Annotated in this window: 12 protein-coding genes and 4 tRNA genes; 13 read left to right on the top strand and 3 right to left on the bottom strand. The window is 52.7% G+C overall.

Translation table 11 applies throughout. The features are described from left to right. Positions 1 to 5 precede the first annotated feature (5 nt). The 13 genes from rfbA (at position 6) to K0778_RS11265 (ending at position 10,591) form a co-directional block, all read left to right on the top strand. A complete protein-coding gene (gene rfbA / locus K0778_RS11325) occupies positions 6 to 887 on the top strand; it encodes a glucose-1-phosphate thymidylyltransferase RfbA (RefSeq protein ID WP_000676056.1) in 882 nt (293 codons plus the stop codon). Next, the gene (gene rffC / locus K0778_RS11320; RefSeq protein ID WP_001145183.1) at positions 865 to 1,539 is read left to right on the top strand and encodes a dTDP-4-amino-4,6-dideoxy-D-galactose acyltransferase; all 675 of its coding nucleotides are present in this window, start codon (positions 865 to 867) and stop codon (positions 1,537 to 1,539) included. The genes rfbA and rffC overlap by 23 nt, the downstream gene beginning before the upstream one ends. 4 nt (positions 1,540 to 1,543) lie before the next feature. Beyond that, positions 1,544 to 2,674: a dTDP-4-amino-4,6-dideoxygalactose transaminase gene (gene rffA / locus K0778_RS11315; protein WP_000612043.1), complete on the top strand. Its 1,131-nt coding sequence runs from the start codon at positions 1,544 to 1,546 to the stop codon at positions 2,672 to 2,674. Between the two features lies 1 nt (position 2,675). Next, a complete protein-coding gene (gene wzxE / locus K0778_RS11310; protein ID WP_000050265.1) occupies positions 2,676 to 3,926 on the top strand; it encodes a lipid III flippase WzxE in 1,251 nt (416 codons plus the stop codon). Beyond that, positions 3,923 to 5,002 carry a TDP-N-acetylfucosamine:lipid II N-acetylfucosaminyltransferase gene (gene rffT, locus K0778_RS11305; protein WP_000217262.1) on the top strand — a complete coding sequence of 360 codons (1,080 nt, stop codon included), beginning with the start codon at positions 3,923 to 3,925 and terminating at the stop codon, positions 5,000 to 5,002. The genes wzxE and rffT overlap by 4 nt, the downstream gene beginning before the upstream one ends. Continuing rightward, positions 4,999 to 6,351, top strand: a complete 1,353-nt coding sequence (gene wzyE, locus K0778_RS11300; RefSeq protein WP_000055132.1) for an ECA oligosaccharide polymerase — start codon at positions 4,999 to 5,001, stop codon at positions 6,349 to 6,351. The genes rffT and wzyE overlap by 4 nt, the downstream gene beginning before the upstream one ends. Positions 6,352 to 6,353: 2 nt before the next feature. Continuing rightward, positions 6,354 to 7,094, top strand: a complete 741-nt coding sequence (gene wecG, locus K0778_RS11295; protein ID WP_001064040.1) for a lipopolysaccharide N-acetylmannosaminouronosyltransferase — start codon at positions 6,354 to 6,356, stop codon at positions 7,092 to 7,094. Positions 7,095 to 7,284: 190 nt separating this feature from the next. After that, positions 7,285 to 8,670 (top strand): amino acid permease, encoded by a 1,386-nt coding sequence (locus tag K0778_RS11290; protein WP_000774731.1) that lies wholly within the window; start codon positions 7,285 to 7,287, stop codon positions 8,668 to 8,670. Between the two features lie 102 nt (positions 8,671 to 8,772). Further along, positions 8,773 to 8,849 (top strand) — tRNA-Arg (locus K0778_RS11285). 58 nt (positions 8,850 to 8,907) lie between these two features. Then, positions 8,908 to 8,983 (top strand) — tRNA-His (locus K0778_RS11280). A 20-nt stretch (positions 8,984 to 9,003) separates the two neighbouring features. Further along, positions 9,004 to 9,090: transfer RNA gene (locus tag K0778_RS11275), tRNA-Leu, on the top strand. A gap of 42 nt (positions 9,091 to 9,132) precedes the next feature. After that, positions 9,133 to 9,209, top strand: a tRNA-Pro gene (locus tag K0778_RS11270). 146 nt (positions 9,210 to 9,355) lie between these two features. Continuing rightward, the gene (locus tag K0778_RS11265) at positions 9,356 to 10,591 is read left to right on the top strand and encodes an anaerobic sulfatase maturase (RefSeq protein ID WP_000941517.1); all 1,236 of its coding nucleotides are present in this window, start codon (positions 9,356 to 9,358) and stop codon (positions 10,589 to 10,591) included. 158 nt (positions 10,592 to 10,749) lie between these two features. Here the strand turns inward: K0778_RS11265 and aslA are convergent, their stop codons facing one another. The 3 genes from aslA to hemX all read right to left on the bottom strand — a co-directional run bounded on the left by aslA (position 10,750) and on the right by hemX (position 15,464). After that, the gene (aslA, locus tag K0778_RS11260) at positions 10,750 to 12,405 is read right to left on the bottom strand and encodes an arylsulfatase AslA (RefSeq protein ID WP_000395863.1); all 1,656 of its coding nucleotides are present in this window, start codon (positions 12,403 to 12,405) and stop codon (positions 10,750 to 10,752) included. Positions 12,406 to 13,083: 678 nt separating this feature from the next. Continuing rightward, on the bottom strand, positions 13,084 to 14,280 hold the full coding sequence (hemY, locus tag K0778_RS11255; protein WP_000921791.1) for a protoheme IX biogenesis protein HemY: 1,197 nt from the start codon (positions 14,278 to 14,280) through the stop codon (positions 13,084 to 13,086). Positions 14,281 to 14,282: 2 nt separating this feature from the next. Continuing rightward, positions 14,283 to 15,464 carry a uroporphyrinogen-III C-methyltransferase gene (hemX, locus tag K0778_RS11250; protein ID WP_001618971.1) on the bottom strand — a complete coding sequence of 394 codons (1,182 nt, stop codon included), beginning with the start codon at positions 15,462 to 15,464 and terminating at the stop codon, positions 14,283 to 14,285. Positions 15,465 to 15,469 lie beyond the last annotated feature (5 nt).

Here is a 15,469-nt window from a genome sequence, read left to right as displayed (position 1 = left end):
CAAACATGAAAGGTATTATCCTGGCGGGCGGTTCCGGCACCCGATTGCATCCGATTACGCGCGGCGTATCGAAGCAACTGTTGCCGATTTACGATAAGCCAATGATTTACTATCCGCTGTCGGTGCTGATGCTGGCCGGTATCCGCGAAATTCTCATCATCACTACGCCGGAAGATAAAGGTTATTTCCAGCGCCTGCTGGGCGATGGTAGTGAGTTCGGTATCCAGCTGGAATATGCCGAACAGCCCAGCCCGGACGGTCTGGCGCAGGCCTTTATCATCGGTGAAACCTTCCTTAATGGTGAACCTTCTTGTCTGGTGCTGGGCGATAACATCTTCTTCGGTCAGGGCTTCAGTCCGAAGCTGCGTCATGTTGCGGCGCGCACCGAAGGGGCGACGGTTTTTGGCTATCAGGTGATGGACCCGGAACGCTTTGGCGTGGTGGAGTTTGACGACAATTTCCGCGCTATCTCGCTGGAAGAAAAGCCAAAACAGCCGAAGTCAAACTGGGCGGTGACCGGGCTTTATTTCTACGACAGTAAAGTCGTGGAGTACGCAAAGCAGGTGAAGCCGTCGGAGCGTGGTGAACTGGAGATTACCTCCATCAACCAGATGTACCTCGAGGCGGGCAACCTGACCGTTGAACTGCTCGGGCGCGGATTTGCCTGGCTGGATACCGGCACTCACGACAGCCTGATTGAAGCCAGCACCTTTGTACAGACGGTGGAAAAACGCCAGGGCTTTAAGATTGCCTGCCTGGAAGAGATTGCCTGGCGTAACGGCTGGCTCGATGACGAGGGTGTGAAGCGTGCTGCCAGTTCATTAGCGAAAACTGGCTACGGCCAATATCTGCTGGAGTTACTTCGTGCCCGTCCGCGCCAGTATTGAGCCACTAACCTGGGAAAACGCCTTCTTTGGTGTTAACAGCGCCATCGTGCGCATTACGTCTGAAGCACCGCTCCTGACGCCAGACGCGTTAGCGCCGTGGTCACGGGTGCAGGCCAAAATTGCGGCATCAAATACGGGTGAACTGGATGCCCTGCAACAGCTGGGATTCTCCCTGGTAGAAGGTGAAGTTGATTTGGCGCTACCCGTGAACAATGCCAGTGATAGCGGTGCTGTAGTGGCACAAGAGACCGATATTCCCGCATTACGTCAGTTAGCCAGCGCCGCATTTGCGCAAAGCCGTTTTCGTGCGCCGTGGTATGCGCCTGACGCCAGCAGTCGCTTTTATGCACAGTGGATTGAAAATGCCGTGCGCGGCACCTTTGATCATCAATGTCTGATTTTACGTGCGGCGTCCGGCGATATTCGCGGCTATGTCTCTTTACGGGAACTCAATGCGACAGATGCGCGAATTGGCCTGCTGGCTGGACGCGGTGCAGGTGCTGAGCTGATGCAAACGGCGCTAAACTGGGCGTATGCTCGCGGTAAAACAACTTTGCGGGTGGCGACCCAAATGGGCAACACCGCCGCGCTTAAACGATACATACAAAGTGGTGCGAATGTAGAAAGCACCGCGTACTGGTTATACAGGTGATCACATGATTCCATTTAACGCACCGCCGGTGGTGGGAACCGAACTCGACTATATGCAGTCGGCAATGGGTAGCGGCAAACTGTGTGGCGATGGCGGTTTTACCCGTCGCTGCCAGCAGTGGCTGGAGCAACGTTTTGGCAGCGCCAAAGTGTTACTGACGCCGTCCTGCACCGCTTCGCTGGAGATGGCGGCGCTGCTGCTCGATATCCAGCCTGGCGATGAAGTGATCATGCCGAGCTACACCTTTGTCTCCACCGCCAATGCCTTTGTGCTGCGTGGCGCAAAAATCGTTTTTGTGGATGTTCGCCCGGACACCATGAACATCGACGAAACGCTGATTGAAGCGGCGATCACCGACAAAACGCGCGTTATCGTGCCGGTCCATTACGCGGGTGTGGCCTGCGAAATGGACACCATTATGGCGTTGGCGAAAAAGCATAATTTGTTTGTGGTAGAAGATGCCGCTCAGGGCGTGATGTCCACTTACAAAGGGCGTGCACTGGGAACCATTGGTCATATTGGCTGCTTTAGCTTCCATGAAACCAAAAACTACACGGCGGGCGGTGAAGGCGGCGCGACGCTGATTAACGATAAAGCGTTAATCGAACGAGCCGAGATCATCCGTGAAAAGGGCACTAACCGCAGCCAGTTCTTCCGTGGTCAGGTCGATAAATATACCTGGCGCGATATTGGCTCCAGCTATTTGATGTCCGATCTGCAAGCTGCATACCTGTGGGCGCAACTGGAAGCAGCGGATCGTATCAACCAGCAACGTCTGGCGCTGTGGCAAAACTACTACGATGCGTTAGCGCCTCTGGCGAAAGCCGGGCGTATCGAGCTGCCGTCGATTCCCGATGGCTGCGTGCAGAACGCGCATATGTTCTACATTAAACTGCGGGATATTGATGACCGGAGCGCGTTGATTAACTTTCTGAAAGAAGCGGAAATCATGGCGGTGTTTCATTACATTCCGCTGCACGGTTGCCCTGCGGGGGAACACTTTGGTGAGTTCCACGGTGAAGATCGCTACACCACCAAAGAGAGCGAGCGCCTGCTGCGCCTGCCGCTGTTCTACAACCTGTCGCCCGTCAATCAGCGTACGGTAATTGCGACTTTGTTGAACTACTTTTCCTGATATGTCGTTGGCAAAAGCGTCCTTGTGGACGGCGGCCAGTACACTGGTCAAGATTGGTGCCGGGTTACTGGTCGGTAAGTTGCTGGCGGTGTCATTTGGTCCGGCGGGGCTTGGGCTGGCGGCAAATTTCCGCCAGTTGATTACCGTGCTCGGCGTGCTTGCCGGGGCTGGCATCTTTAACGGTGTAACCAAATACGTTGCCCAGTACCATGATAATCCGCAACAGCTGCGCCGCGTGGTCGGCACTTCATCAGCGATGGTACTTGGTTTCTCTACGCTGATGGCGCTGGTTTTTGTGCTGGCAGCTGCGCCAATCAGCCAGGGATTGTTTGGTAATACCGACTATCAGGGGCTGGTGCGTTTAGTGGCGCTGGTGCAAATGGGGATCGCCTGGGGCAACCTGTTACTGGCGCTGATGAAAGGCTTTCGCGATGCCGCAGGTAATGCGTTATCGCTGATTGTCGGCAGCTTGATTGGCGTTCTCGCGTACTACGTCAGTTACCGTTTGGGCGGTTATGAAGGGGCGTTGCTGGGTCTGGCGCTGATTCCCGCGCTGGTGGTAATTCCTGCCGCCATCATGTTGATCAAACGTGGTGTCATCCCGTTAAGCTATCTGAAACCCAGCTGGGATAACGGTCTGGCAGGGCAGTTGAGCAAATTTACGCTCATGGCGTTGATTACGTCGGTGACCTTGCCTGTTGCTTACATCATGATGCGTAAACTGCTGGCGGCGCAGTATAGCTGGGATGAGGTGGGGATCTGGCAAGGGGTGAGCAGTATTTCCGATGCCTACCTGCAATTTATTACGGCATCGTTCAGCGTATATTTGCTGCCCACGTTGTCGCGGCTAACGGAAAAGCGCGATATCACCCGGGAAGTGGTTAAATCGCTGAAATTCGTCTTACCGGCAGTGGCGGCGGCGAGTTTTACCGTCTGGCTGCTGCGTGATTTTGCTATCTGGCTGCTGTTGTCGAATAAATTTACCGCTATGCGCGATCTCTTTGCCTGGCAGTTAGTGGGTGATGTGTTAAAAGTGGGCGCTTATGTCTTTGGTTATCTGGTGATCGCCAAAGCGTCACTGCGGTTTTATATTCTGGCGGAAGTCAGCCAGTTCACTTTATTGATGGTATTTGCCCACTGGCTAATCCCTGCGCATGGTGCACTGGGCGCGGCGCAGGCATATATGGCAACTTATATCGTCTATTTTTCTCTTTGTTGTGGCGTGTTTTTACTCTGGCGTAGGCGGGCATGACTGTACTGATTCACGTACTGGGATCGGATATCCCTCACCATAACCGAACCGTTTTGCGGTTTTTCAATGACGCGCTGGCCGCGACGAGCGAGCACGCGCGCGAGTTTATGGTTGTTGGCAAGGACGACGGCTTAAGTGATAGCTGTCCGGCGCTTTCTGTGCAATTTTTCCCTGGGAAAAAATCGCTGGCGGAAGCGGTCATCGCGAAAGCAAAAGCTAACCGTCAGCAGCGTTTTTTCTTCCACGGTCAGTTCAATCCCACACTGTGGCTGGCTCTGCTGAGTGGTGGCATTAAGTCCCGCCAGTTTTTCTGGCATATCTGGGGGGCAGATCTGTATGAGCTTTCCAGTGGCTTGAGATATAAGCTTTTTTACCCGCTACGTCGCCTGGCGCAAAAGCGAGTCGGCTGTGTATTTGCCACCCGCGGTGATTTGAGCTTTTTTGCCAAAACGCATCCAAAGGTGCGGGGCGAACTGCTGTACTTCCCGACGCGGATGGACCCTTTTCTCAATACGATGGCGAACGATCGGCAACGTGAAGGGAAAATGACCATTCTGGTGGGGAACTCCGGTGACCGCAGCAATGAACATATTGCTGCCTTGCGCGCCGTTCATCAGCAATTTGGCGATACGGTAAAAGTGGTGGTGCCGATGGGATATCCGCCTAATAACGAAGCGTACATCGAGGAAGTTCGTCAGGCGGGGCTGGAGTTATTCAGCGAAGAAAATCTGCAAGTTCTGAGCGAAAAACTGGAATTTGACGCCTATCTGGCGCTACTTCGTCAGTGCGATCTCGGTTACTTTATTTTTGCCCGCCAGCAGGGCATTGGTACGCTGTGCTTACTGATTCAGGCGGGCATTCCTTGTGTGCTTAACCGGGAAAATCCGTTCTGGCAGGATATGACGGAACAGCATTTGCCGGTGCTGTTTACTACCGACGATCTCAACGAGGATATTGTGCGTGAAGCGCAGCGCCAGTTGGCGTCGGTGGATAAAAACACCATTGCCTTCTTTAGCCCTAACTATCTACAAGGCTGGCAGCGGGCGTTGGCGATTGCCGCCGGGGAGGTCGCATGAGTCTGCTGCAATTCAGTGGCCTGTTTGTGGTCTGGCTGCTCTGCACGCTGTTTATTGCCACGCTGACCTGGTTTGAGTTTCGCCGTGTGCGCTTTAACTTCAATGTCTTCTTTTCATTGCTGTTTTTGCTCACCTTTTTCTTCGGCTTCCCTCTGACCAGCGTGCTGGTATTTCGCTTTGATGTTGGTGTCGCGCCGCCAGAAATCTTGTTGCAGGCGTTGCTTTCTGCGGGCTGCTTCTACGCGGTTTACTACGTCACCTACAAAACCCGCCTACGCAAACGCGTTGCTGATGTACCGCGCCGTCCGCTGTTTACCATGAACCGCGTGGAGACCAATCTTACGTGGGTGATCCTGATGGGCATAGCGCTGGTAAGCGTCGGCATCTTCTTCATGCACAACGGCTTTTTGCTGTTCCGGCTTAACTCCTACAGTCAGATCTTCTCCAGTGAAGTCTCCGGCGTGGCGTTAAAACGCTTCTTTTACTTTTTCATCCCGGCGATGCTGGTGGTCTACTTTCTGCGCCAGGACAGCAAAGCGTGGCTGTTTTTCCTCGTCAGCACGGTCGCCTTTGGCTTGCTGACTTATATGATTGTCGGCGGCACTCGCGCCAATATCATCATCGCATTCGCTATCTTCCTGTTTATTGGCATTATTCGCGGCTGGATTTCGTTGTGGATGCTGGCGGCGGCGGGCGTGCTGGGGATTGTTGGCATGTTCTGGCTGGCGCTAAAACGCTATGGAATGAATGTGAGCGGCGATGAAGCGTTCTATACGTTTCTCTATCTCACTCGCGACACCTTCTCGCCGTGGGAGAATCTGGCGTTGCTGTTGCAGAACTACGACAACATCGACTTCCAGGGCCTGGCTCCAATTGTCCGCGATTTCTATGTCTTTATCCCTTCCTGGCTGTGGCCGGGTCGCCCGAGTATGGTGCTGAACTCAGCCAACTACTTTACCTGGGAAGTGCTGAATAACCACTCCGGACTGGCGATCTCGCCTACGCTTATAGGCTCACTGGTGGTGATGGGCGGCGCGTTGTTCATCCCGCTCGGGGCGATTGTGGTTGGACTGATCATCAAATGGTTCGACTGGCTGTATGAGCTGGGCAACCGCGAGACTAATCGCTATAAGGCTGCGATATTGCACAGTTTCTGCTTTGGGGCGATCTTCAATATGATCGTGCTGGCGCGTGAAGGGCTGGATTCGTTTGTCTCACGCGTGGTCTTTTTTATCGTGGTCTTCGGCGCATGTCTGATGATCGCAAAACTGTTGTACTGGCTTTTTGAAAGCGCCGGACTCATTCATAAACGTACAAAATCATCGCTCCGGACGCAGGTTGAAGGATAACAATGAATAACAACACCACGGCACCAACCTATACGCTGCGTGGCTTACAGTTGATTGGTTGGCGTGATATGCAGCACGCCCTCGATTATCTGTTTGCTGACGGGCAGCTTAAGCAGGGAACGCTGGTTGCCATTAATGCTGAAAAAATGCTGACTATTGAAGATAACGCCGAGGTCAGGGAGTTAATTAACGCTGCCGAATTTAAATATGCGGATGGCATCAGCGTTGTACGTTCAGTACGTAAAAAGTACCCGCAGGCGCAGGTTTCCCGCGTTGCCGGTGCCGATCTCTGGGAAGAGTTGATGGCGCGCGCAGGCAAAGAAGGGACGCCGGTATTTCTTGTGGGCGGTAAACCTGAAGTGCTGGCGCAAACTGAAGCTAAACTGCGCAACCAGTGGAATGTGAATATCGTTGGCAGTCAGGATGGTTATTTTAAACCCGAGCAGCGTCAGGCGCTGTTTGAACGCATTCATGCCAGCGGTGCGCAAATCGTCACCGTTGCGATGGGATCGCCAAAGCAGGAGATCATCATGCGCGACTGCCGTCTGGTACATCCAGATGCGCTGTATATGGGCGTTGGCGGGACTTACGATGTTTTCACCGGTCACGTAAAACGCGCACCGAAAATCTGGCAAACGCTGGGGCTGGAGTGGCTCTACCGCCTGCTTTCGCAGCCGAGCCGCATTAAGCGTCAGCTTCGTTTGCTGCGTTATTTACGCTGGCACTACACCGGCAACCTATGATTTTCCTCTCTTTGTAAAGCGACGGAGTGGTCACTCCGTCGCCTGTCTGCTTTTTTATTACACAAAGCATTCAAATTTTTAATGCTTTATTTGCCATTTCTCCTGAATTACGAAAACATTTGCAACACTCGATGTACCCATAACGATAACCGGTAACACCGGAAAGCATGCAAACACAACACGAGGATTTATGGCAGATAACAAACCAGAGCTACAGCGTGGGCTGGAAGCTCGACATATCGAACTCATCGCCCTGGGGGGCACCATTGGCGTCGGCCTGTTTATGGGGGCCGCCAGTACCCTGAAATGGGCCGGGCCATCCGTATTGTTGGCCTATATCATCGCCGGGCTGTTCGTCTTTTTCATCATGCGTTCAATGGGCGAAATGTTGTTCCTCGAACCGGTTACCGGTTCGTTCGCCGTTTATGCGCATCGTTATATGAGCCCGTTCTTTGGCTATCTCACCGCCTGGTCTTACTGGTTTATGTGGATGGCGGTGGGGATCTCTGAAATCACCGCCATTGGCGTTTATGTCCAGTTCTGGTTCCCGGAGATGGCGCAGTGGATACCCGCATTGATCGCAGTGGCGCTGGTGGCGTTGGCGAATCTGGCGGCGGTGCGGTTGTACGGCGAAATCGAGTTCTGGTTCGCGATGATCAAAGTCACCACGATTATCGTGATGATTGTCATTGGCCTGGGCGTGATTTTCTTTGGCTTTGGCAATGGCGGGCAGTCGATTGGTTTTAGCAATCTCACAGAGCATGGCGGTTTCTTTGCGGGTGGCTGGAAAGGGTTCCTGACCGCTCTGTGTATTGTGGTGGCGTCCTACCAGGGCGTGGAGCTGATTGGCATTACTGCCGGTGAAGCGAAGAATCCGCAGGTGACGCTGCGCAGTGCCGTAGGCAAGGTGCTGTGGCGGATCCTGATTTTCTACGTAGGCGCGATTTTCGTTATCGTCACCATCTTCCCGTGGAATGAAATAGGCAGCAACGGCAGCCCGTTCGTACTGACTTTTGCCAAAATCGGTATTACCGCAGCGGCGGGCATTATCAACTTTGTGGTGCTGACGGCTGCGCTCTCTGGCTGTAACAGCGGCATGTACAGTTGCGGACGTATGCTCTACGCACTGGCGAAAAACCGTCAGTTACCGGCGGCAATGGCGAAAGTTTCCCGTCACGGCGTACCGGTTGCGGGTGTGGCAGTATCTATTGCTATTCTGCTAATTGGCTCATGCCTGAACTACATCATTCCCAATCCGCAGCGTGTGTTTGTCTACGTCTACAGTGCCAGCGTGCTTCCGGGGATGGTGCCATGGTTTGTGATATTGATAAGCCAGCTGCGTTTTCGGCGTGCACATAAAGCGGCGATTGCCAGCCATCCGTTCCGCTCAATCCTGTTCCCGTGGGCCAATTACGTAACAATGGCATTCCTGATTTGCGTTTTGATCGGCATGTACTTTAATGAAGATACGCGTATGTCGCTGTTTGTTGGCATCATCTTTATGCTGGCGGTGACGGCGATTTATAAAGTTTTTGGCCTTAATCGCCACGGGAAAGCGCATAAACTGGAGGAATAAGCAGCAAAACGCACAAACCGTAACCAAACGCGCAATTTATTTAAAAAGGGACTAGACAGAGGGGTGGGAAGTCCGTATTATCCACCCCCGCAACGGCGCTAAGCGCCCGTAGCTCAGCTGGATAGAGCGCTGCCCTCCGGAGGCAGAGGTCTCAGGTTCGAATCCTGTCGGGCGCGCCATTTAGTCCCGGCGCTTGAGCTGCGGTGGTAGTAATACCGCGTAACAAGATTTGTAGTGGTGGCTATAGCTCAGTTGGTAGAGCCCTGGATTGTGATTCCAGTTGTCGTGGGTTCGAATCCCATTAGCCACCCCATTATTAGAAGTTGTGACAATGCGAAGGTGGCGGAATTGGTAGACGCGCTAGCTTCAGGTGTTAGTGTCCTTACGGACGTGGGGGTTCAAGTCCCCCCCCTCGCACCACGACTTTAAAGAATTGAACTAAAAATTCAAAAAGCAGTATTTCGGCGAGTAGCGCAGCTTGGTAGCGCAACTGGTTTGGGACCAGTGGGTCGGAGGTTCGAATCCTCTCTCGCCGACCAATTTTGAACCCCGCTTCGGCGGGGTTTTTTGTTTTCTGTGCATTTCGTCACCCTCCCTTCGCAATAAACGCCCGTAATAACTCATTGCCCCACGGTATGATTTCGCCCTTAACGTATTGAAGGATGACTTCAGGCAAGGAGCGACCATGCTGCAACAGGTTCCAACGCGTGCTTTTCATGTGATGGCGAAACCGAGCGGTTCCGATTGTAATCTGAACTGTGACTACTGTTTTTATCTCGAAAAACAATCCCTTTACCGCGAAAAGCCAGTCACGCATATGGACGATGACACGCTGGAAGCGTATGTCCGTCACTATATCGCTGCCAGCGAACCGCAAAACGAAGTGGCTTTTACCTGGCAGGGCGGCGAACCAACGCTACTCGGGCTGGCGTTTTACCGCCGTGCCGTAGCGCTACAGGCGAAATATGGTGCTGGCAGGAAGATAAGTAACAGCTTCCAGACTAACGGCGTGCTGCTGGATGACGAATGGTGCGCGTTTCTCGCGGAGCATCATTTTCTTGTTGGTTTATCGCTGGATGGCCCGCCTGAGATCCACAATCAATATCGCGTGACTAAAGGTGGCAGACCCACGCATAAGCTGGTGATGCGTGCCCTGACGCTCCTGCAAAAACATCATGTCGACTATAACGTGCTGGTCTGCGTTAATCGCACCAGCGCGCAGCAACCGTTGCAGGTATATGATTTTTTGTGCGATGCGGGAGTCGAATTCATCCAGTTTATTCCGGTGGTCGAGCGCCTGGCTGATGAAACAACTGCCCGCGATGGACTTAAGTTACATGCGCCTGGTGATATTCAGGGTGAGCTAACGGAATGGTCGGTGCGCCCCGAGGAGTTCGGTGAGTTTCTGGTGGCGATATTCGACCACTGGATCAAACGCGACGTCGGCAAGATTTTCGTGATGAATATCGAATGGGCGTTTGCCAATTTTGTCGGTGCGCCGGGTGCGGTTTGCCATCATCAGCCAACCTGTGGGCGCTCGGTGATTGTTGAGCACAACGGCGACGTTTACGCCTGTGATCACTATGTTTATCCGCAATATCGGCTGGGGAATATGCACCAGCAAACAATTGCAGAAATGATCGATTCCCCGCAACAGCAGGCGTTTGGTGAAGATAAATTTAAGCAGTTACCGGCGCAGTGTCGCAGTTGTAACGTGTTAAAAGCGTGCTGGGGAGGCTGCCCGAAACACCGCTTCATGCTCGATGCCAGCGGCAAACCGGGACTGAATTATTTGTGTGCCGGGTATCAGCGTTATTTCCGCCATCTACCGCCATATCTTAAAGCAATGGCTGATTTGCTGGCGCACGGTCGCCCGGCCAGCGACATTATGCATGCGCATTTGCTGGTGGTGAGTAAGTAGAAATCGGCGGCCGCCTGCGGTTGATTGCCGGATGCGGCGTAAACGCCTTATCCGGCCTACATGATCGTGCAAATTCAATAAATTGCAGCGTTCTGTAGGCTGGATAAGATGCGTCAGCATCGCATCCGGCAAAGGCAGATCTCAGCGATAGCGCCGGCTTAATCAGATTTAATCTGCGCGCGTGGTGGATATTTTTTCAGGATCTCCATATATGCGTGCATTTCGGTCTGTAGTGGTACACCCATCGGAATATGGCGCACGCCGATGGAGTCGCTTTCCTGCGGATCGGTGTACAGGTTAAACACCGACGATCCCGCCGTTTGCATTACTGTGCCAGTGAATCCACCTTGATATCCGCTCTGGGTATAAGCGTAAGGTTGCTGAATCAGGACGTGATACTTGAACTCATCCATACGCACAGCAGCGAGTTTACCGTTGAGGAAGTAGTGCTCGGCCTTACGGTTAGACTGACCATTTGTTCCCAGGAAGAAAGATGTCTGGTCCACACCATCGATAAAGGTGGTTTTCGGCACTAAATTCGCCACTTTCGCGCCAGGATGCCCTGCCAGATCCAGTGCGGTAGGGAAGAGATCTGCCAGATCAACAATGCCGTCAGATTTACGCGGTTGGATCATGCCTTTCCAGTACACGAAAGTCGGAACGCGAACGCCGCCTTCCCAGGTCGAACCTTTCGCACCACGGAACGGTGTGCGTCCGTGCGGCGGTACTTCGGCTTCCGGTCCGTTATCGGAGGTAAAGACGATCAGCGTGTTATCAAGCTGACCGTTTTTCTCCAGTGTTTTATACAGATTAGCGAATACATCGTTCATCTCCACCATGCAGTCGCCATACGAGGTGCGTGCTGGAGAGCTACCCGCATATTTCGCATTTGGGTAGTTATCGAAGTGGCAGCCACGAGTGCCGTAGTAGAGGAAGAATGGTTTATCGCTCTTCGCCATCTTGTCGAGGAACTTAACGCCATAGTCCATCCAGCGTTGATCCAGATCTTCCATATATTTCGGCGTAATGTCGGCAATGGCCTGTTGTTCGCCGCCGCGCACCGCATGAACGTCATCTTTGCTGAACGGTAATTGCTTGATGTATTCAGAACGGTCCGGACTCAGGGCCACTTCCGGATTGACGTGAACGTCGCGCCATTCGGTGTACATATCAGACACCGAGTTAAAGCCACGGAAATCATCAAAGCCAACGTTCTGCGGCTGCGACTCTTTGTTTTCCCCCATATGCCATTTTCCGATGGCCTGAGTGACGTAGCCCTGATCGTGCAGCAACTGCGGCAGCGTGGTTAACCCTTGCAGCCCGCCCGGTTGCCCGTACATTGGCGGCATCAGAATGCCGTGGTGGATGGAGTATTGTCCGGTGAGAATGGTGGCGCGGGTTGGGGAAGAGCTTGGTTGAGAATACGCCGAAGTTAAAATCAGCCCCTGGCTGGCAACGGCGTCGATATCTGGTGTAGGGTTACCCACCGCCACGCCGCCACCGTTAAAACCGACGTCCATCCAGCCCACATCGTCCAGCAAGAAAACAACCACATTCGGTTTCTTACCGGTTTTTTTCTCAAGTTCTGCCAGCTTCTGCTGGGTTTCTTTATCCTGCGCCGGATGCTGCATTACTGGCATCATATTGTCGGCAATAGTGGTCGCCGGTTTAACCAGATACTGGTTTGGGTGATCGTATCCGGCAAAGCCTTTGCGTGCGGTGGCAGTTGACGGGGTATCTGCTGCGCTGGCCATGAGAGGAAGAGCGGCGGCGACAGCAACAACAAGACGTTTGGGTGAAAACGAAAATTCCATGCAAAATGCTCCGGTTTCATGTCATCAAAATGATGACGTAATTAAGCATTGATAATTGAGATCCCTCTCCCTGACAGGATGATTACATAAATAATAGTGACAAAAATAAATTATTTATTTATCCAGAAAATGAATTGGAAAATCAGGAGAGCGTTTTCAATCCTACCTCTGGCGCAGTTGATATGTAAGGCAGGTTTATTATATCGCGTTGATTATTGATGCTGTTTTTAGTTTTAACGGCAATTAATATATGTGTTATTAATTGAATGAATTTTATCATTCATAATAAGTATGTGTAGGATCAAGCTCAGGTTAAATATTCACTCAGGAAGTTATTACTCAGGAAGCAAAGAGGATTACAGAATTATCTCATAACAAGTGTTAAGGGATGTTATTTCCCGATTCTCTGTGGCATAATAAACGAGTAGATGCTCATTCCATCTCTTATGTTCGCCTTAGTGCCTCATAAACTCCGGAATGACGCAGAGCCGTTTACGGTGCTTATCGTCCACTGACAGATGTCGCTTATGCCTCATCAGACACCATGGACACAACGTTGAGTGAAGCACCCACTTGTTGTCATACAGACCTGTTTTAACGCCTGCTCCGTAATAAGAGCAGGCGTTTTTTTATGTATCAGGAAGGCCCCGGAGGTGCTTGCCTCCGGGTGAGAAGGAACTACTGTGGCGGGTTATTCTGCAACGTTAACATCAAACCGTCGCGACGCATCGCTGCAGCTTCTTCCGGCTTGTGCAGTCTGTCCAGCGCGTCGGCAAGCCATGCGTAATCGTAGGCGTCCGGACGTTGTTTCAGCGCTGCGCGGAAGGCGAGCGATGCTTCCTGCCATTCTCCGTGCTTCATCAGTGACTGGCCCAGTGTGCTCCACAACAGCGGGCGATCGCCGACGTTTTTGATTTGCTGGCGCAGCACTTTTTCCAGCTGTTCCGGATTGTTTGTTTTCAGTCGAGGAATCGGCAGCAGTAGGCGATCGTCGTACTGGCGTTTCAGGCCATCGATGATAATTTGCTGCGCAGTATCATGATCGTCACATTCAATAAGATGTTCCGCCATTGCCACCTGCAACGCTACCTGATGACGCGTTTTCCGGCTTTGGTTTTTCCACCAGTTACGCAAACCTTCGCTACCGTTATCGGCACGCGCCTGATCCATCAGGCCAATCCATGCCTGTTGTTCCAGCATTGCACGATGTTCTTCATCACCAACATGGGCTTTCGCCATTGATGGGATAATATCCAGCAGCGAACTCCATGCACCTGTGCGGATATACGCCTGTTCCGCCAGACGTAATACTTCCGGATGGCGTGGCGTAACTTCCAGCAGCTTATCCACGCCGTGGCGTGCAGCATGGTTTTCATTACGGGCCAGTTGCAGACGTACGCGGGTGATTTCTACCGGAATGGTGTCGTTGCCGGCCAGCTCCGCTGCGCGTTCCAGATGTTGGTTGGCGCGTGCTTCATCACCACGTTGTTGCGCGGCTTCGGCAGCCAGTAGATAGTTCACCACCGGTTGTTCCGCGTGATCGGCATTTTTCGCCATCAGCTTTTCAACTTGCTGATAATCGCCTTCCGCCAGTTTCAGCAGCGCCTGTTCGGTCTGCTTACGTGCACGGCGACGCTTACGTCCGACAAACCACCCACGGGTGTGCGCGCCAGTGCGGAAGATCCGCCGCAGTAGCCACTCAATGGCAAACAGCACTACCATCGCCAGAATCAATATGATCGCCAGGCCCGTGACGCTGGTTTCGATATTGTAGTTGTCGGTCTGGATCAGCACATAACCCTGATGGCCGGCAATCATCGGGCCAACCACGATCCCCGCAATCAGCAACACAAAGAGCAATAACACTTTTAGCATGGTTATTCTCCTTGCGGCGCGGCTGCCGGAGTATCAGCTTGCGGTGCAGGTGCAGGTTTAGCTTCCGTTATCCCCGCTGCCGGTTGTGCCAGCAGGTTACGCACGCGAGTCTGCATCAGTTTTTCCAGCATCGCCTGGCTTTGCAGGGTTTCCGGAAGATCCATCGAGATATTTTGCTGGCTTAACTGGTCAACCTCGTCGAGGAACGCTTTGGTGGTGGCATCATCAGTATCGTAGTAAGCACGTACCCAGGTGGAGACGTTCTCCAGCGCCTGGCGATAAGTCTCTTGCTGGTGACGCGGTACAGCTTGTGCTGCGACCAGCAGGCGAGAGCGAATATTTTCGCGCAGATAGATATCCTGATTTGGCGCTAACAGCGGTACGGCGGTGTCATCACGACGGCGAATCGTAATGAAGTTGTCCATAAAGTTCTGCCAGCTTTTTTGCAGATTGATACGCCATTCGCTGATGGAACTGGAAAGCTCTTCACCGTCGGAATCCATCGGTGAACCATCGCTGTCATTATCGGCCAGACGCAGGTTATCTACCTGATTTGAAAGCTGATTAAGCTTAAGGATGATGCCGTCATAATCCACCTGCGATACTGCAGAAAGGCTGGCGATATCATCGGTAATTGCCCGACGAACGGTAATCAGACTCGGGTCATTCATATCCGCCAGGCTGGCGTCTGCACTTTTCAGCAACGCTGCAGCGGTCGTGACGTCCTGATCGCTCCACAGCTTCCGTCCGGCGAGTTTCACCAGAAAATCGGCCTGAGCCAGCAGCCAGGTTTTAGCATCGCTGCCGGAAATGGTGGCGACCTTTTGTTGGACCTCATCCAACTGTTTTGCCAGCGTTTCTTGCTGACGATTCGCCTGCTTAAGCTGTGCAGCTTGTTGCTTAATAATGCCTTCCAGCTCGGCTTTTTGGCTCTCCTGGGCTTTTTGCAATGCCGTCAGTTGGTTAGCCAGGGCATCGCTGGTGGCGGTCTGATTGACGGCCTGTTGTTTACCCCAGCCATACAAACCGACGCCCGCCGCCAGAGCAATAGCGATAGCCACCGCGCTGAGAATCAATGCGGTATTGTTCTTACTCTTTTTTTCTGTTGCGACAGGTTGTGACGTGGTGTCCACGGCCTCCCTGGTCTCTTCAACCACGGCGGAGGTTTTTTCTTGTTCCGTCATTATGG

This window comes from Escherichia sp. XD33, from assembly GCF_019375075.1.
GTDB lineage: Bacteria > Pseudomonadota > Gammaproteobacteria > Enterobacterales > Enterobacteriaceae > Enterobacter > Enterobacter flexneri_A.
Note: the sequence above shows the minus strand (reverse complement) of the source record. Positions and strands in the feature narration are given on the sequence as shown.